General features: G+C 35.6%; 21 protein-coding genes. 12 read left to right on the top strand and 9 right to left on the bottom strand.

The annotated features are described in order from the left end of the window. Positions 1 to 96: 96 nt before the first annotated feature. The gene (locus CVO_RS03940; protein WP_159570108.1) at positions 97 to 1,056 is read left to right on the top strand and encodes a permease; all 960 of its coding nucleotides are present in this window, start codon (positions 97 to 99) and stop codon (positions 1,054 to 1,056) included. Between the two features lie 10 nt (positions 1,057 to 1,066). Then, positions 1,067 to 1,303, top strand: coding sequence for a thioredoxin family protein (locus CVO_RS03935; protein ID WP_152299457.1), 237 nt, complete (start codon positions 1,067 to 1,069; stop codon positions 1,301 to 1,303). A gap of 10 nt (positions 1,304 to 1,313) precedes the next feature. On the opposite strand, the gene CVO_RS03930 is transcribed toward CVO_RS03935, so the two are convergent. Next, a complete protein-coding gene (locus CVO_RS03930; protein WP_152299458.1) occupies positions 1,314 to 2,228 on the bottom strand; it encodes a cation diffusion facilitator family transporter in 915 nt (304 codons plus the stop codon). Between the two features lie 124 nt (positions 2,229 to 2,352). On the opposite strand from CVO_RS03930, the gene CVO_RS03925 reads away from it, so the two are divergent. The 10 genes from CVO_RS03925 (at position 2,353) to CVO_RS03880 (ending at position 12,046) form a co-directional block, all read left to right on the top strand. Beyond that, positions 2,353 to 3,471: a metallophosphoesterase family protein gene (locus CVO_RS03925; RefSeq protein WP_159570106.1), complete on the top strand. Its 1,119-nt coding sequence runs from the start codon at positions 2,353 to 2,355 to the stop codon at positions 3,469 to 3,471. Beyond that, a complete protein-coding gene (locus CVO_RS03920; RefSeq protein ID WP_159570104.1) occupies positions 3,458 to 5,827 on the top strand; it encodes an AAA family ATPase in 2,370 nt (789 codons plus the stop codon). The genes CVO_RS03925 and CVO_RS03920 overlap by 14 nt, the downstream gene beginning before the upstream one ends. A gap of 17 nt (positions 5,828 to 5,844) precedes the next feature. Further along, entirely contained in the window at positions 5,845 to 6,048 is a 204-nt protein-coding gene (locus CVO_RS03915) for a KTSC domain-containing protein (protein ID WP_159570102.1), read from the top strand. A 47-nt stretch (positions 6,049 to 6,095) separates the two neighbouring features. Then, on the top strand, positions 6,096 to 8,276 hold the full coding sequence (locus CVO_RS03910; protein ID WP_159570100.1) for an AAA family ATPase: 2,181 nt from the start codon (positions 6,096 to 6,098) through the stop codon (positions 8,274 to 8,276). Between the two features lie 102 nt (positions 8,277 to 8,378). Beyond that, positions 8,379 to 8,903 carry an O-acetyl-ADP-ribose deacetylase gene (locus tag CVO_RS03905; RefSeq protein WP_159570098.1) on the top strand — a complete coding sequence of 175 codons (525 nt, stop codon included), beginning with the start codon at positions 8,379 to 8,381 and terminating at the stop codon, positions 8,901 to 8,903. A 61-nt stretch (positions 8,904 to 8,964) separates the two neighbouring features. After that, on the top strand, positions 8,965 to 9,357 hold the full coding sequence (locus CVO_RS03900) for a hypothetical protein (protein WP_152299463.1): 393 nt from the start codon (positions 8,965 to 8,967) through the stop codon (positions 9,355 to 9,357). 434 nt (positions 9,358 to 9,791) lie between these two features. Next, on the top strand, positions 9,792 to 10,010 hold the full coding sequence (locus tag CVO_RS03895; protein WP_152299464.1) for a cold-shock protein: 219 nt from the start codon (positions 9,792 to 9,794) through the stop codon (positions 10,008 to 10,010). 170 nt (positions 10,011 to 10,180) lie between these two features. After that, positions 10,181 to 11,401, top strand: a complete 1,221-nt coding sequence (gene nosD, locus CVO_RS03890; RefSeq protein ID WP_159570095.1) for a nitrous oxide reductase family maturation protein NosD — start codon at positions 10,181 to 10,183, stop codon at positions 11,399 to 11,401. A gap of 84 nt (positions 11,402 to 11,485) precedes the next feature. After that, positions 11,486 to 11,698, top strand: coding sequence for a hypothetical protein (locus CVO_RS03885; RefSeq protein ID WP_159570093.1), 213 nt, complete (start codon positions 11,486 to 11,488; stop codon positions 11,696 to 11,698). 72 nt (positions 11,699 to 11,770) lie between these two features. Then, positions 11,771 to 12,046, top strand: coding sequence for a CDGSH iron-sulfur domain-containing protein (locus CVO_RS03880; RefSeq protein ID WP_152299467.1), 276 nt, complete (start codon positions 11,771 to 11,773; stop codon positions 12,044 to 12,046). Between the two features lie 67 nt (positions 12,047 to 12,113). Here the strand turns inward: CVO_RS03880 and CVO_RS03875 are convergent, their stop codons facing one another. From CVO_RS03875 to CVO_RS03840, 8 genes are all read right to left on the bottom strand, one after another. Then, the gene (locus tag CVO_RS03875; protein ID WP_241691023.1) at positions 12,114 to 12,230 is read right to left on the bottom strand and encodes an Hsp20 family protein; all 117 of its coding nucleotides are present in this window, start codon (positions 12,228 to 12,230) and stop codon (positions 12,114 to 12,116) included. 55 nt (positions 12,231 to 12,285) lie between these two features. Beyond that, positions 12,286 to 13,047, bottom strand: a complete 762-nt coding sequence (locus CVO_RS03870) for a slipin family protein (protein WP_152299468.1) — start codon at positions 13,045 to 13,047, stop codon at positions 12,286 to 12,288. A gap of 3 nt (positions 13,048 to 13,050) precedes the next feature. Then, entirely contained in the window at positions 13,051 to 14,349 is a 1,299-nt protein-coding gene (locus CVO_RS03865) for an NfeD family protein (RefSeq protein WP_241691007.1), read from the bottom strand. 35 nt (positions 14,350 to 14,384) lie between these two features. Continuing rightward, complete coding sequence (amrS, locus tag CVO_RS03860) at positions 14,385 to 15,410, bottom strand: AmmeMemoRadiSam system radical SAM enzyme (protein WP_152299469.1); 1,026 nt, start codon at positions 15,408 to 15,410, stop codon at positions 14,385 to 14,387. A 176-nt stretch (positions 15,411 to 15,586) separates the two neighbouring features. Next, entirely contained in the window at positions 15,587 to 16,201 is a 615-nt protein-coding gene (gene pcm, locus CVO_RS03855) for a protein-L-isoaspartate O-methyltransferase (protein WP_152299470.1), read from the bottom strand. Positions 16,202 to 16,213: 12 nt separating this feature from the next. Then, a complete protein-coding gene (gene ald / locus CVO_RS03850; protein ID WP_152299471.1) occupies positions 16,214 to 17,323 on the bottom strand; it encodes an alanine dehydrogenase in 1,110 nt (369 codons plus the stop codon). A gap of 33 nt (positions 17,324 to 17,356) precedes the next feature. Further along, positions 17,357 to 17,629: a DnaJ domain-containing protein gene (locus CVO_RS03845; protein ID WP_152299472.1), complete on the bottom strand. Its 273-nt coding sequence runs from the start codon at positions 17,627 to 17,629 to the stop codon at positions 17,357 to 17,359. A 3-nt stretch (positions 17,630 to 17,632) separates the two neighbouring features. Then, entirely contained in the window at positions 17,633 to 18,415 is a 783-nt protein-coding gene (locus CVO_RS03840) for a glycerophosphodiester phosphodiesterase (RefSeq protein WP_159570091.1), read from the bottom strand. Between the last annotated feature and the right edge of the window lie 2 nt (positions 18,416 to 18,417).

Raw genomic sequence — 18,417 nt, 5'->3', positions numbered from 1 at the left:
AAGATTTTTATTAATATATCAATATATCTTGATATATTAATAGTATTTAGCTATTATTCTCTTTTATAAAAAATTTAATACTTTAAGCGAGAAAAGATGTTTGAGTGGCTCGAAAATTTTAGTTACATTATAGTCTTTAATATTTTAAACTTAGAAAAACATAGTCCCATCAGTGAAGCTTTAAGCTTTTTTATCTATGACACTCTTAAAATTTTTATACTTTTAATCTCAATTATTTACATCGTAACACTTCTTAGAAGTTATTTTCCCATAGAAAAAGCAAGAGCTTATATAAGCGGTAAAAATAAGATAACAGGGCATGTTTTAGCAGCAATATTTGGCGTAATCACCCCTTTTTGTTCATGCAGTGCAATACCTCTGTTTTTAGGATTTTTACAAGCTAGAATTCCTCTTGGCGTAACATTTAGTTATCTTATTTCAGCACCTCTTAGCGATGCAGTCGTTATTGCTATGCTTCTATCTCTCTTTGGATGGAAAATCGCACTGCTCTACATTGGCATTGGTTTGCTTGTAGCTATTATTGCGGGAATAATTATCGGTTCAATGGGTTTGGAGAAAGAGGTGCTTATAGAAGTAAAACCTATTGATGAAATGAACTATAAAGAGGATGAGACAAAATTTAGGCACAGACTTAGAGAATCTTGGGAATACTCGAGAGATATTTTTAAAAAAATCTATCTCTATGTGATCATCGGTGTTGGAATCGGAGCATTTATCCATGGTTATATTCCTGCTGATTTTATAGCATTATATGCCGGCGGAGACATCTGGTATGCACCTATAGTAAGTGTTGTAATGGGAATACCGATGTACTCAAATGCCGCGGGAATATTGCCTTTAGTAGAGGTCTTGACATCAAAAGGGATGCTGCTTGGGACAGCTCTTAGTTTTATGATGGCAGTTGTTGCTCTAAGCCTTCCGGAAGCCATGATACTAAAAAGAGTTTTATCAACAAAACTAATAGCGATATTTTTTGCCATTGTTGGATTTGAGATACTTTTAGTAGGTTATTTATTTAATGCAATTTTACAATAAAGGAGAAAAAATGAAAATTGAGATACTGGGCACAGGGTGTGCAAAATGTAAAACACTTGAGGAAGCTGCAAAGCAGGCTGTAGCAAAAATCGGCGGGTTTCACAGTGTAGAGAAAGTTGAAGATATTGTAAAAATAATGAATTATAATGTTATAAGCACACCTGCTCTTGTTGTTGACAATGTTGTAAAAAGCAGCGGAAAAGTTTTAAGTGTTGATGAGATTGTAAAGATACTTAAGGAGTCTTAAAAAAACACTCTTAATGACTTATGCAATAACAATCGTTTGTCTGCATATATTTCGTTGTTTCAGGCTGAATAATCACATGTGTAACCCCGAAATTCTCTTTAAGACTGAAGCGGATGTTTTCAATTAGATGCTCAATCTCTTCAAGAGATTTACTCGATTTGAGTACTATATGAGCAGAAAAATATTTATCTTTTGATGATGGCAGAGTTAAATGGATATCATGCACGGCACATATTTCTTCAAAAGACAAAAGAAGTTCTTCATACTCTTTTGTTCCATTTATATTTGCATCTATTAAACTCAAAAAACTTTTTTTTAAAACTTTAAAACTGCTTATTAATATATATGTGCCAAAAACAAAAGTCAAAAGAGGATCAATATAAAGAACTTGAAAATAAAGCGTCATAACGGCTCCTAAAACTACTCCAAGAGAGATTACTGCATCTCCAAACATATGCAGATATGCAGCTTTTACATTTAAATCTTCATGATGGTGTTCGTGAGAGTGCAAATCAGGATTGTCTCTAAGAAGATAAGCACTGATACTATTTACAACCAAAGCTACAGACGCGACAACTATCACACTCTTTGCATCTATAAGCACCGGATTCATAAATCTTATAGCAGCCTCATATAAAACATAAATCATAGTAATACATAAAAAAAGTGAATTTACAAATGCTGCCATCATTTCGAAGCGAATATATCCGAATGTCATCTTTGAAGTAGCAGATTTAAGTGCATAATAAGATGCTATGAGCGCTACAAAAAGAGCCAAAACATCACCAAGATTATGAACTGCATCCGTAATCAATGCAAGTGAATTTGAGATAAAACCAAATATAAATTCCAAAACAACTATGATTATATTTAACATAGCAACAAACATAATTTTTTTAGATTTTAAATCTGAATATCTCATCATAAACCTTTTTTTTTAACTTTTGTGTTTATTTTACAATAAAATTCACACTATAAATATTATTAGGCAATGAAAATATTTTTAGATAAAATATTTATACCAATTGCAATTATAAAGGGGAGATTCTTTGAAAATAGTTCACTTTAGCGACACTCACTTGGGCTTTAACGACCTTGAAGTTTTAAACGACGAGAACATCAACCAGAGGGAAGCCGATTTTTACGACGCTTTTGCTCAGGTCGTAGAACAGATAAAAGAGATAAAACCAGATTATATTATCCACACAGGCGATCTGTTTCACCGCTCAAGCCCCTCAAACCGCGCTATCACTTTTGCACTTGAACAGTTCAAAATCATAGACTCTCTTGATATCCCTTTTATCCTCATAGCGGGAAACCACTCAACACCCAGAACAAACCTAAGTTCGCCTATACTAAAGATATTTGACAACTTTAAAAATATATATGCGGCATATAATCAAGAGTATAAAAAGATAGAGTTTGAGCACATAATATTTCACGCCCTGCCCCACATGAACGACGAAACAAAGGCGCTCTCACAAATAGAGCTCTGCGAAGAGGGCATTGACAAAAGCAAAAAGAACATTATGATGATGCACTGCTCAGTGGGTGCTTTTTATCTTATGAACGAGTTTGGCGAGTGGGTATATCCGAGTGATAAAGAGTATATCTTTAAGATGATGGACTATGTCGCACTCGGACATTGGCACGGATTTGGCAAAGTCGGCAAGCATGAAAATGTTTACTACAGCGGTTCGACAGAGAGAACAAGCCTAAATGACAAAAGAAACTCAAAAGGCTTTGCAGAGATAAATCTATACGATGAACTGCAGGTCGAGTATAAAGAGATAAACATCCGCCCTATTCTCACAAAAGAGATAGATTGTGAGGATTATGAAAACTTCGTCTCAAATATTGACACAAGCGACACAAAAGATGCAATAGTCGAGGTAAGACTTACAAACTTGAGCGTTTTACAATCCATCGACATTCAAAACTCTGAGATAAAAAAGCTTTTTGCAGACGCTATGAGCGTCTCGGTAAAGCGAGATTTCAAGCAAGCACAGAGACAAACAGAGATGATGGAAGCCGAAGCCGTATCTCTTGAGGAGTTTTTTTTACAACACATAAAAGAGGAAGCAAAAGGAGAGGAGTTTGAGAGGCTCAAACTCAAAGTCCAAGAGCTCTTTGCACACTACGAGGAGGTTTGTGATGATACTATCTAGACTCCGACTTGAGAACTTTAAAAAATACAGCGCTAAGACAATAAAGTTTGGCGAGGGGCTCATCGGCATCATCGGCAAGAACGGAAGCGGAAAATCTACCATCTTCGAGGCGATATTTTTTGCACTTTACGGCGAGCTGAGGAACAAAGGGTATAAAGATATTATCAAAAACTCAAATGCTGACGCAAAAGATGCGGTGGTCGTTGAGCTTGAGTTTGAGTTTGATGCGGCAACCTACAGAGTAGTTCGTGAATTTCGCGGAAAAGCGATGAGCGCAAACGCAAAACTATACAAAAATGAAGAGCTTATAACAAGCGGCGCCAAAGAGGTGACAAGCTCCATAACCTCACTTACAAAGATGAGCAAAGATGCTTTTGTGAACACTCTTTTTGCCTCTCAAAAAGAGCTTACAAGCCTCAGCACGCTTAAAAACGAAGATAGAAAAAAGATGATACGCCGTCTTTTGGGACTTGAAAAAATAGACTTTGTCGAAAGAGAGCTGGTTGAAAAAAGCAGAGAGCTAAAACGAGAGATAGAAGCGTTTAAAGAGGTGCTTTTGGGCGAAGCGGAGATAAAGCAAAAAGAGGGGCAGATAAAGGAAAATATCGCTTCAAAAGAGGCTCTTGCAAAAGATGAGAAGAGCAAGACAAAAGAGCTTGACGCACTAAAAACTAAAGAGAAAGAGATAAAAAAAGAGCTCACTATATTTGCAGAGACAAAAGAGAAGAAACAAAAGCTTGCCTCACAACTGGAACTGACGAAAAACTCCAAAAACAGCGAGATATTAAACCAGGTAAAACTTAACGCTGAGTTTCATGAGCTTGAAGACAAGCAAGAGAAGCTCGAATCCTTAAAACCTGCGGCAAACGAGTATATTAGCCTGCAGCAGCAGCTAAAAGAGCAGGAGAAGCTAAGAGAGTTCTTCCTCAAAAAAGAGGGGCTGCAAAAGGAGCAGGTTCAACTAAGAGAACAGTACACAAAGAGCAGATCAGACATTGGCGCACTTGAGAAGGCCTGCGAGGGTTATGACGAGTTTGTCTTAAACGCAAAAAATCTGGAGATAAACATCGCAGTTTTGCAAGAGAGCGTAAAGACAAAGCAGACGATCGAAAACGAGCTAAAAGCTGAAATAGCCTCGGAACTCAAGCAGATAGATATCACGAACGCCAAGATAGCCAAGCTAAAAGAGCTAGGAAACGAAGGAGCTTGTCCGACATGCACAAGACCGCTTTTAGAGGAGTATGACAATGTTGTAAACTCGCTTGTCCACGCGGTCAACGAGACACACCAAAAGAAGATTGATGAGTATAAGAAGCAGCTTACTGAGGTAGAGACTCAAAAGAGCGCATTTGAAGCCGAGAAGAAGCAAAAAGAGAAAGAGTTTTCGGAGATTGTAAGCAGTATTAAGATCATAGATAGCAAATTAAAAGACCTAAAAGCCGCACAAGAACACTTTGCCCTTGTAGAGCAAAAAGGGCTTAAAAACAAGCAGGAACTCAAAGAGCTTGAAGCCTACAGTTACGATGAGAAAGCGCACGAGAAGATAAGAAGCGACTTCGCATCTCTTGAACCAAAATACAAACTATACATTAGCAATGAGACAGAGTTAAAGAGACTTCCCGTAGTAAAAGCTGACCTCGCACTTGTAAGCAAAAGAATCGAAGATCTAAGAGAACAGTACAAGAAAAAAGAGGCGGAGTTTAACCTTGTCATCTACGACGAAGAGAAACACAAAGCAAAGCTTGCGGAGCATAACGAACTGTTCAAAGCCATAGATGCAAAAGCAGCACTTCTGATGGAGATAAAAGTAAAAGTTGCAAAGATCGAGGGCGAGATAAAAAACATAGAAGCCTCGCTTGAGAACAATGAGGCGCAAAAGAAAAAAGTTCAGAGCAAAAAAGATGATCTGCTTGACTATGAGAAGATAAAGACAAACCTTACGGAGTTTAAGACACGCCTAAATGCAAAAATAGCACCCCGCATCTCGGAGATCGCCTCAGAGATGTACGCTCGTATCACAAAAGGAAAATACCAGCATATAGAGGTCAGCAACGACTTCGACTTTTTCATCTACGACGAGGGCAAAAAGTACCCAATAGAGCGTTTTAGCGGCGGAGAGATAGACCTCGCAAATCTAGTGCTTCGCATAGCAATCTCAAAAACCTTAACCGAACTCAGCGGAGCAAGCTCAATAGGTTTCTTGGCATTTGACGAAGTGTTCGGAAGTCAGGACGAAACAAGACGCATGGAGATACTAGAAGCTTTCCACACCATCAAAGAGCAGTACAGACAGATATTTCTTATAAGCCACGAGATGGAGATAAAAGAGATGTTTGAGCGGGTTGTGGAACTTTAAAATTAAAAGGAAATGATATGGAAATGATTTTAGTAAAATCGCGCGCTATTAGTCATATTGGATACGATAGCAATACAAAACAAATGAAAATAACATTCAAACAAGGTAGAACTTATGATTATTGTGGAGTACCTCAAAATATTTTTGATGGATTTTTAAATGCTTCATCAATTGGCAGATATTATGACAATTATATAAAAGATAATTATAACTGTTATTAACTTAGCTGTTATTTTAAGAATACGACTTTGAAGATAAAAGGATTGTTATGAAAAAATTGACTGTTGAGTTTGAAAATTGTTATGGAATAAATAGTTTAACGCACGAGTTTGATTTTGAAAAACATAAAACTATTGTATTGTACGCACCAAATGGTATGATGAAAACTTCATTTTCGAAAACGCTACTGAATATTAGTAAGGGGGATGAACCCAAAGAAATAATATATGGATACACCCCTGTGTCAAAAATATTAGCAGACGATTTAGAACTTGCTAAAGAAAATATTTTTGTGATTGAAAGCATGAATGAAAGATTTACTTCTGAACAAGTTTCAACTTTATTAGTAGATGATGAAGCGAGAACAAAATATGAAGAACTTACAAAAGAGTTGTTGTCTTCGCAAGTAAAATTTATTAATAAGCTCAATAAAATGTCGAGCGTAGTTAAAACAAATAATAAAATTGAGAAAACAATTCAGTCTGATTTTGATGGAATTCCTTTTTTTGAGCATATTGAATCTATAGATTTAAATACTATCAATGATGAATTTTCTCATATTCCATATGCGACGGTTATGGATGAAAAAGTTCTTCAAATGCTCAGTGAAAAGAATATTGCAGACAAAATAAAAGGTTATACGCATAAATATCATCAGCTTCTCGAGCAATCAAAATATTATAAAAAAGGCATTTTTAATCCAACAAAAGCTAATAATATTTTAAAAGCAACAAAAAAAGAAAATTTTTTTCAAGCCGAGCATTCTATTTTATTACATGGCAATTTACAACCATTTGCAAGCTATGAAGAACTAGACAAAACTCTTGAAGAAGAAAAAGTGAAAATTTTTGCTGATGCTGAACTGCAAGATATACAAAAACAAATTAGTAATGGTGCTAAGGCAATCAATGACTTTGAATCCATTCTTGAGACATATCCAGAGATTATTACTGAACTAGAAATTGATAATATACAAAAGCTAAAACAAAAACTATGGCTTAGCTATTATAAAAAAGAAGAAGAATCATTTCTAGCTTTAAAAGAATTGTACATATCAACAAAAGCAGAGATAGAGGAAATTGAGAATAAAGCTCAATTACAACTTACAAAATGGGAACAAGTTGTGATTGAGTTTAAAAAAAGATTTTCATTGCCGTTTGAAATTTTAATAACCAACAAAGAAAGTGCTATTTTAGGTAAAGAAACACCAAACATAGATTTTGAATTTACTAATCCTGTTACAGGTGCGAAAAAAACTTTTTCAAGAGACTCGTTAGGTTCTCTACAAATTTTAAGTCAAGGTGAAAAAAGAGCGTTATATCTGCTTTATGTAATATTTGAACTTAAAGGAAGAATAGAAAGCAAAACAAATACGCTTCTTATTATTGATGATATAGCAGATTCTTTTGATTATAAAAATAAATATGCGATAGTTGAATATTTAAATGAAATATCTAGCTATGACTTTTTTAATCAAATAATTTTGACGCATAATTTTGATTTTTTCAGAACTGTACAGGAAAGAATTTTAATGACAACTAAATGGCATAATTCTTTAATAGTCGATAAAGACAACGATGAATCTTTAAAAATTGTTTCTGCTGGTAGTAAAAACGTTACAAATCCTTTTGAGATATGGAGAAAAGGTTATCATAATGAATTGTCTAAATTTATTGCTTTAATTCCATTTGTAAGAAATATAATTGAATATGCTCATGGTACGGATGGTGATGAATATAAAGTACTTACTGCATGTCTGCATATTAAAAAACCAGATACTTTTAGTGTAACTAAAAAAGATATACAAGCTACTTTTGAAACCGTAGGGAAACTTTATAAAGGTAAAGTTATTGAAAATGAGGATGACCTTATTTTAAAGTCAATTTATAGTTGTGCAGACAATATCGTTGCCTCTGGTAAAAAAGATGGAATAGTCCTTGATGATAAAATTGTTTTATCTATTGCAATTAGACTTAAAGCTGAAGAATATATGTGGAGCAAAGTTACTGACAAATCAGTAATAAAGGGTACGCAAACCGGAAAACTTTTTCAACGTTTTAAAGATGAATATCAAGGTGATGATAGTTTTGATAATGATATAAAAGTTTTAACAAGAATGAGTATTATGACTCCTGAAAATATACATTTGAATTCATTTATGTATGAACCTTTACTTGACATGGCATATGGACATTTAGTTGAATTATACAATGATATGAAAAGTTTATAAAATTTAAAATTTACTCACTTGGGTGTAAATTTCTGAGCGGATTATGGAGTTGTAGTTAACAGAGCAAACAATCGAGTATTGTCAAATACAAAGGTAATGAAAATGAAAAACATAAACCTAAAAGTAGCTGATATAACGCAAGAGGATGTATGTGCAGTGGTAAATGCTGCGAACAGCTCACTATTGGGCGGCGGCGGAGTAGATGGTGCAATTCACAGCGCTGGCGGAGAGCAGATACTTAGCGAGTGTAAAAAACTCAGAGCCTCTCTGTATCCTGATGGATTGCCTACAGGAGAAGCCGTTGCAACAACTGCGGGAGAGATGAGAGCAAAATATGTGATCCACACCGTCGGCCCTGTTTATTCATCTTGTAAAAACCGCTGCGAAGAGCTTCTGGCGAACTGCTATATAAACTCACTAAAAGCAGCTTCTGAACTAAAGTGCCACAGTATCTCGTTTCCTGCCATCTCTACAGGCATCTACGGATATCCAAAATATAAGGCGGCTCAAGTTGCCTACAAGAGCGTAAAATCTTTTTTAGACACAGATGAGAGCATGGAAGTTAACTTTGTGTTTTCTTCAAAAGAGAGTTACGACATCTTTTCAGATGCCATCAAAGAGCTGTAAAATAAAGGATATCAAAGAAGCTAGCAAGTATAATTATGAATATTCTTACAGGATTCTACAAATGAGCATATTTGCCCTACAGTCAGAGGCAGGCGGTTTTTTGGACGAAGGTTTAAAACGCTTCAATAAAGAGTTTGACGACTGGTGTGTTCAGTTTGACAACTATGAAGATGCCAATCTTATGAGACAAAATCTTGGCAAAAAAATAGTTGCGGAGGTTGTAGAGATCACACCTTTGAGCTATCCGAAATATTTTTTTCATACTCTTAAAGGTGTTATCCATGCAACAAGACAGATCGATGATAAGATCATCTGCATTGTTGAACCGTATATGGGTTCAAACTTTCGTATCGCGGTGTGTGACTTAACTACAAAAAAAGTGACTATTACAAAGACCAGCTATAAAAATGTCTTAAGTGTAGAGGGTGCTTTTGCACATTTTGAACTGAAATGAAGTATAAACGCCGAAGTCGGGTTTATGTGTTGAAAGCAGAGACATCTTCTTACAAGCGACAAGATACTATACGAGAATAAAACATCACAACACTTTATATCTTGCTCATGCGGGGTTTGAGGAGCAGTTAAGAGAAATATTTAACAACTACAAAAATATGTTCAAGCTTGCGAAAGAGTTCATAGCAAAAAACACAAAAGAGACAAAGTGTTAACACAAAAAAAGACAACTTTAAAAAGAATTTGCCTCTTCTATATACATTTACCTTTTATTCAGTTATACTTCCCTCAATAAAAGATGATTCGAGTTACATCTTTAGTCTGCTTTACATTGATGACCTAGTTAACAGTATAATCCGCTACTAAAAGAAAAGCTTCATATTAGATTTTAGACCACTTCAGCAATGAGGTGTATTCAAACACAAAGGTATTACAATGGCAGCATTAGTAAACGGTACAGTTAAATGGTTCAATGGTGAAAAAGGTTTCGGATTTATCGAACAAGAAAATGGCGGTAAAGATGTATTCGTACACTTTCGTCAAATCAACAGCACAGGCTATGGTCGTGTTTCATTAAACGAAGGTCAAAAAGTTACTTTCGAAATAGGCGAAGGCGAAAAAGGTCCTCAAGCAGAAAACGTTACAGGTCTGTAATCTTTTCGCGTGAGTGGATTTATCCGCTCACATACTTTATATATATTTCCACTCTATTTTTCTACTAAAAAATATAATACAACTTTATTTAAATATTATAATTCCCAACAAAACCCTTTTATATATGGCATAATATAAAATTAAAATTTACTTTTATTTTTAGGATTTTTATGTTCAGAAGAACTTTTTTTATTTTTTTTATATTTGTCATAAATACATATGCAAACATACTTCAAGATGCTATCGACTCCTCGCCTTCAGGTTCTACTTTGAAACTCTCTGCCGGAATTTACAAAGGCAATATAACCATAAAAAAACCTATAAACATTGTCGGTAAAGAAGATGGCGTTATTATAGAAGGAGAAGGCAGAGGAAATATCATAACTATCAAAAGCTCACATGTAAAGCTCAAAAATCTAAATATAACAAACAGCGGAAGCAGATTGGACATTATGGACTCTGCCGTTTTTATAAACAACGCAAAATATGTAGATATTGATAACTGTAAAATAAAAAACTCACTTTATGGTATCTTTTTGGACAATGTAAATAATTCCGTCATACAAAACAATACCGTCTCCTCAAACGGTGAGAAAATAGGCTTTAGAGGTGATGCTCTTAGACTCTGGTTTAGCCATAACAACACTATAAAAAACAACAAGTTTATAAAATCAAGAGATATTGTTTTAATGCGTTCAAATGATAATAATATTTCTAAAAACTATATGCAAGAGTGCAGATATGCTATATTTACACAGTACTCAAAAAATATTACGCTTATAGACAATATACTCAAAAATAATGCTGTAGGCATCTTTTTAGAAGCGAGTAATGATATAAATATAAGTAGCAACTCCATAAAAGGAGATCACGGAGCACAAACTAGCCTTGGCATAATTTTAAAAGCTGCGTCAAATATACATGTAGAAAAAAACATCGTTGCTGAGTGCAATCAAGCACTCTATATTGACAATTCCCCAAAAATTAGAGATACAAAAAATTGGATTTTGGATAACAAGATTATATTCAGCACAAGAGGTTTGAATTTTAAAAACTATAGTGTAAAAAATGTCATAAAAAGAAATGAGCTATTTGGAAATATGGACAATATCATGAGCGACAGCCGCATCGGTTTAACAAATCAAAATGAGATAGAATCAAACTACTGGGATGATTATGAAGGATTTGACATAAACAAAGACAATATAGGTGACACTCCATATAAAAAGCATCTTTATCTTGACGCTCTTTCATTTAAAAACCATAAGTTAGGATTTTTTTACGGCTCTGCAGCATTATCCATGTTAGACTTTTTACTAAAAATTGCTCCTTTTGTTCAGCCTGTTTTGTTAGTAGAAGATAGAAAACCAATATTTAAAATATCTCATTAAATATCTATTATTTTCTTGATGCAAAATTCAAAAAAAATAATACAATTCCATTCTAAATATTATCACTTAAACAAGAGGTCAACCGTGTACAAAATACTTAAAGCACATCCGACAAAAGAGCAGATAACAAACTTCAATATGAAAATTGCTGAAGAAGACGATTATGTCGATTATGTCATTGATTTAAATACCCTCGACGAAGATGCTAAAAAAGAGCTCTGCTCTTTATACGATATAGACGCTAAAGATCTAAATCAAAAAGAGAAACTGCAGCTTAGCATCTCTTCTTCGGTATAATTTTTTAGTAAGAAACTTGACATTTTCTTAAAATCGTTACTATAATAGTATAGACTTATTAAAGGATATGTTATGTGTAAAGATGCAATTGTATTTCGCAACAAACCTGAAGGTGTAACTCTTGAAGCTGGAGTCACATATATGATCTGCACATGTGGAAGAAGTAAAGATGGTATTTTTTGTGACGGAAGTCACAAAGGAACAAAATGCATGCCCAAAAAAGTAACTGTTGAAAAAACGAAGCAGTACCACATCTGCATGTGTAAGACAAGTGCAAACTTCCCTTTTTGTGATGGTACTCACAGTATTTATACCAATGAAGATATCGGCAAAAAGATTCAATCCTGACTCTCACTCTTTGAGAGGGTAAGAGTGTTTAAAATTGACACATACTTTTGGACACTCTTTATATTATTTAACTTCTATCTTTTTCTTTTTTTTCACTTTTTTCTCTCAACTTAGGAACAACAACTTCCAATACACCATTTTCACAGCTAGCATTGATATTTTCAGCATCAACACCATCGTGCAGCAGAGTAAAGCTTCTGAAAAATTTTAGATAACTACTTTCTATTTAGTTTCCTTAATTACTCTTTTATATTACTATTAAAAAGTTTACTAAAATCAGTCGGAAACGGGAAAACTATCGTATTTGTTTTGTCGCTTGAGATATCGCTCATGGTCTGAAGATAACGCAGCTGTATTCCCAAATCATTTTTGCTAAGTTTTTGTGCTGCCTCTAGAAGATTTTCACTTGCTTCGACCTCCCCTTTTGCATTGATAACTTTTGCGCGGCGCTCGCGTTCTGCTTCAGCCTGTTTTGCAATAGCTCTAACCATACTCTCATCAAGGTCAATATGCTTTATCTCAACATTGGATATCTTAATACCCCATGCATCAGTCTGTTTATCTAAAATCTCCTGTATATCACGATTCAACCGCTCTCTCTCGGCAAGCATCTCATCAAGTTCATGTCCGCCTAGCACAGAACGAAGAGTAGTTTGTGCAAGCTGACTAGTTGCATCATAAAAATTCTCTACTTGAATAATGGCTTTTTCAGGATCTATCACTCGAAAATAGACAACCGCATTTACATGCACAGATACATTATCATGAGAGATAACATCTTGAGTAGGAACATCAAGAACAATTGTACGAAGGTCAACCCTTACCATCTGTTGAATAAAGGGAATTAATATAATAAGTCCCGGTCCCTTAACCCCCGTAAAACGCCCAAGCGTAAAAACAACTGCGCGCTGATACTCTCGTAAAATACGAATAGCAGCAGCTAAAAAAGCAATCGCAAAAAATGCCATATATATCGCTGTTATATTTAAATCAAAAAACATTGTCTACTCCTTAATTGGTTTAACTTTTAAAACAAGACCTGATCGTTCAATAACTTGAACATTTTGACCCACAGATAATTTACTCTCACTTACAGCACTCCATGTTTCACTATGACAATGCACCAAATATCCTTTCTCATTAGAATCAATAACATTAGCAACTGCACCGATCATCTCCTCTGCGCCTGAAACTACTTTAGCCGATCTTGAGCTTAAAAAAAGTTTCATAACTAAAATAAAAAAGAGAAGACTGGAAAAAGTAAAAGCAATAATTAGCGGGATAGAAATACTCTGCCCAAGAGTATCAGCATCAAATAAGAGAAGTGAGCCAAAAGCAAAAGCAATAACACCGCCAATACCCAAAATACCAAATCCTGCAATAAAAACCTCTGCAACCATAAAGGCGATGCCTAAAAGTATAAGCAATAACCCCGCATAATTAAACGGTATCATATTCAATGCATAAAGTGCAATCACACCACAGATAAGCCCAACTACTCCAGGAAAAATAGAACCTGGATTCATCAATTCAAAAAAGATACCATATATAGCTATCAGTATAAGTATATAAGCAATATTTGGATCAGTAACAATAGATAAAAATTTAATTTTCCAGTTTGCCTCAAAACTATATATCACTGCATCTTTTGTTTTAAGCGTAATACTTTTGCCCGAAACAACTACACTCCTGCCATCAAGTTTAGCAAGCAACTCTTCACTGTCTTGAGCTATCAAATCAATCACACCATATCTAAGAGCATCAGTAGCAGAAATACTTTTCGACTCTTCCACGGCAGATAACGCCCAAGTTACATTGCGGTCACTCAATTGGGCTAAACTTTTAATATATGCTACAGCATCGTTCAATGCTTTTTTTTCAAGAGTAGACATAGCACTGCTGTTTAAATCATCTATTTTTGGTGCCGGCATTAAATTTATCGGAGTAGCAGCACCAAGATTTGTTCCCGGAGACATGGCTGCAATATGAGAAGCATAAAGAAGATATGTACCGGCACTAGCTGCTCTTGCACCTTTTGGAGAGACATATGTAACAACCGGTATAGAACTGTTTGTAATACCCTGAATTATCTCTCTCATGGATGTTGAGAGCCCGCCGGGAGTATCTAACTCAAGAATTATCATCTGAGCATCTCGATCCCTTGCAAAGAGCATACCATCTTTGAAATATTCACTGCTTGCAGGTCCCACAGCCCCTTTTATCTCTAGCTTCACAACAGTAAAACTATCTGCTAAAAGTGGCAAAAGTGTTAAAAGCAACAGAAAAAGTAAACGCATCAACATTTAACCGCCTTTATAGTTTAAAATAACGCTCGATTTTAGTGCCACACTCCCTCAAGCAAATAACCGCAATATGGGCATTTACCCTCCTCATCAAGGTCGTTTGTTACAAACTGTCCAATATTGCCGCTTCTGTCAATCACTTTTTTCTTACAACTAGGGCAATATGTTGATTCATAATCTTCATTATCGACATTGCCGACATAGAGATATTTTAGCCCCTCCTCTTGACCTATTTTATAGGCACGAAGAAGAGTCGATTCAGGAGTGCAAGGAACATCAAGCATCTTGTAAGTAGGATGAAATGCCGAGAGATGCCACGGTATAGAAGTATCAAGCTCTGCAATGAATTTTGCGATATTTCTTATCTCTTCATTTGAATCGTTTTTGCCCGGAATAAGAAGAGTTGTTATCTCTATCCAGATTCCCTTTTCATGAGCATACTTTACAGCTTCAAGAACAGGCTTTAGTCTTGCGCCGCAGATCTCTTTATAGAACTCGTCGGAAAAACTCTTGATATCAATATTCATCCCGTCTATATAAGGCTCGAGCAAATCTATAGCTTTTCGCGTCTCATAACCACTTGTTACATAGATGTTTTTCAAACCCTTTTCGTGCGCAAGCTTTGCAGTGTCATAGGTATACTCAAAAAAAACTATCGGTTCATTATATGTATATGCTATTGATTCGCATCTATTTTCAACTGCTAATTCGACTATCTTTTGAGGCGGAAGTTCACGCCCGACAATCTTATGTTCATGTTCTTTTGGATATTGGGATATATCGTAGTTTTGACAAAATTTACAAGAGAAGTTGCATCCCACCGTTCCCACGGAGAAGGCTCTGCTCTTTGGCAGAAAATGAAACATCGGCTTTTTTTCTACGGGGTCAATGTTTACCGCGGCGGCAAGTCCATAAACAAGAAGTTTAAGCTCACCACCTTCAACTTTTCTTACACCGCATATACCATACTCACCTTCATCAAGCTTACATGCATGCGCACACGCCTGACACAATATCTTTCCGCTATCTAGCTTTTTACTTAGCCATGCTGTTTGTGACATCTTGCTATCCTTAATTTTACTTCATAAAATGAAGGACATCCTTCACTTATTTATAACGATGTCGGAAATAGACCCTCAAGTGGTACCTCAATTCCGCCACTTACACTAAAAACCCGCTATGATCACAAAACTTTAGTTTCTTTAGAAAAGTTTGACACTTTCGAGAACTTAATAGGTTATTTATAAATCAGCGGAACAAATGCAAAACCGTAGTGCTCATTAGCATCAAACTCCCCGCCCTCTTTTTTAACAATTTCAAAAACTGAACTTTGAATCGGGATGACAAGCTTTCCTCCGACTTTTAGCTGTTTGATAAGCTCATATGGAAGTTCATCGGCAGCGGCAGAGACTAAAATGCGATCAAACTTCTCGCCCGCTATGCCAAGCTCATCTCCTGATTGAACTATCTTAGCATTTTTAAACTTATATTTCTTTAAGTTAAAACTTCCAAATTTTACAAGCTCACCCACTCTCTCAACTCCAGTTACAGAGCCGCCCTCTCCCACAACATAAGCTAGTAGAGCAGTTGTCCACCCTGAGCCGCTTCCTATATCTAAAATCTTATCTCCCTCTTTTGGCGAAAGCATCTCAAGCATCATAGCAACAGTTCTTGGCTGAGAGATTGTTTGTCCATTACCGATGCCCAGAGGATAATCTTCATAAATGTCCATAGCACTTCTATCGGCTACAAAATCCGCTCTGTCGACATGTCTGAAAGCTTCTATAATTCTGCTTGAGTGAAGCGCGCCAACATTTATAAGATAATCAACCATCTCATTGTTTGAGTACATAACTATCCCTCCTTACAAAAGTGATTCAAGAGCTTTAAACTCTAGATTGTGAGCCTCGGCAACAGCGCGATTTGTTAAAGCTCCATTAAAAACATTGACTCCCAAAGCCAATGATGCATCATTTTCAATAGTCTTAATCACTCCATCCTTTGCCAATTTTCTCACATAAGAAATCGTTGCATTTGAGAGCGCTACGGTAGATGTTTTCGGATAGGCTCCTGGCATATTTGCCACACAGTAGTGTAATACTCCCTCTTCTATAAAGGTGGGGTTTGTGTGAGTTGTAGGGCGAGAAGCTTCGGAAATACCTCCCTGGTCTATCGCTATATCCACAAGCACGGCTCCCTCTTTCATCTCTTTTAATATCTCGAGTGAAATAAGCTTCGGCGTCGCCGCTCCGCCATGAACGAGTACCGCACCGACAACCATATCTGAACTCTTTATAGCCTCTAAAAAAGCATTTTTAGAGTACAAAAGAGTTTTTACATAAGGAAGCTGCTTTTTTAACTCCTCCAATTTTGGTGAGGTTCTATTGATAACCGTTACATCCGCTCCCATTCCTAAAGCTATCTTAGCCGCGTTAAATCCGGCATTACCTGCGCCTACTACCAAAACTTTTGCCGCCTCTACCCCGTCTGAACCGCTTATTAAAACACCCTCACCGCCTTTATAACGGCTAAGATGATAGGCTCCGACAATCGGCGCCATAAAGCCTGCTATTTTACTCATTGGTTTTAAAAGAGGAAGTTCATTGTCTATTGTAACCGTCTCATAAGCAATCGCGCAAACTCTCTTTTGCATTAAAACAAGAGTAAGTTCTTTTAAAGGAGCAAGATGCAGATAACAAAAGAGAGTATGCTTCTCATTTAAAAAACCGTACTCTGAGGATTGCGGCTCTTTTACTTTTACTATTAATGTTGCTTCTTTATAAAGCTCTTTGGCGCTTATTGCTATTTTTGCACCCGCTTTTATATAATCCTCATCAGTAAAACCGCTTCCGATTCCTGCACTGCTTTGAACAACTACTTTATGCCCCTCATCAACCAACAAGCCAATATTTGAAGGGGTTATTCCAACGCGAAACTCATCGGTTTTCACCTCTTTTGGAACTCCGATAATCATATCTTAACTCCTTAATTGTAATAAATTTATTGTCTAAAAATCATAAAACCAATCTTTTGATTTTCTTGAAAAAGGGTACTGCTTATAAAACTCTTCTTCATCTAAAACAAATCTAAAATTTTGCATATACTTATTTATAAGCTTATAGGCTTCATTTATCTCTTTAAACTTTTTTGCATCACCCTGTGGCATATCAGGATGATATATTTTTGATAATTTAAGATACTTCTCTTTTAATTCAGCCTGTGTTATACGCGTCACTATATCTAAAGCTTCAAGAGCTTTTTCAAACTTTTCATAATTCATAAACTATATCACTTTTAATTTTTTATTTAAACAATCACTAAATATGTAATTAACACCGATCTCAAAAAGCTCTTTTGCCAGCTGAGGATTATTTACTGTATAAACACCTACAAAAAAACCGATTTCTCTTAACATTTTAACTTTTGTTTTATCTACTAAGGCATTATCAATATGATAAGCATCTACCTTCAAACTCTTTAGATACTCAAGAAGATTATCAGGATCTCTTCCCTCAACCAAAGCTGCGCTGGGCACATTTGGCAGCTTTTCTTTAACTATTATTAAATATTCATGCCTAAACGATGAGATCAAAACACGCTCCTGTACTCCTGCCTCTTCTATCTCTTTTGCAATTGTTTCTATAACTATTCTATCCTCAAAACAGTTAGACATATCTTTAATTTCAATATTTATAAACAGACTATTCTCTTTTATAAATTCTAATGCCCTCTTAAGAGTCAAAAGTGGCTCTTTATGATTTTTATATTTGTAAAACCAGCTTCCATAATCCAACATGCAAAGTTCTTCAAACATAAAATCGCAAACTCTGTAGGGTTTTTTATCTCTAAAAGAGTCGATTTCGGCTATATTGGTAGTTCTTTGAAGCGTATTATCATGCATAACTATAACTGTCCTATCTTTGCTTAGCTGAACATCTATCTCTATAAAATCACACTTTCCTATGCTCTTTTTTAACGCCGAAAGAGTGTTTTCGGGTGCGATAGAGCGTGCACCTCTGTGAGCGGCGACAAGACCCTTTTTCTTCATTAGTTCTAAAAATTTCATGC

It is taken from the genome of Sulfurimonas sp. CVO (assembly GCF_009883775.1).
GTDB lineage: Bacteria > Campylobacterota > Campylobacteria > Campylobacterales > Sulfurimonadaceae > Sulfurimonas > Sulfurimonas xiamenensis.
Note: the sequence above shows the minus strand (reverse complement) of the source record. Positions and strands in the feature narration are given on the sequence as shown.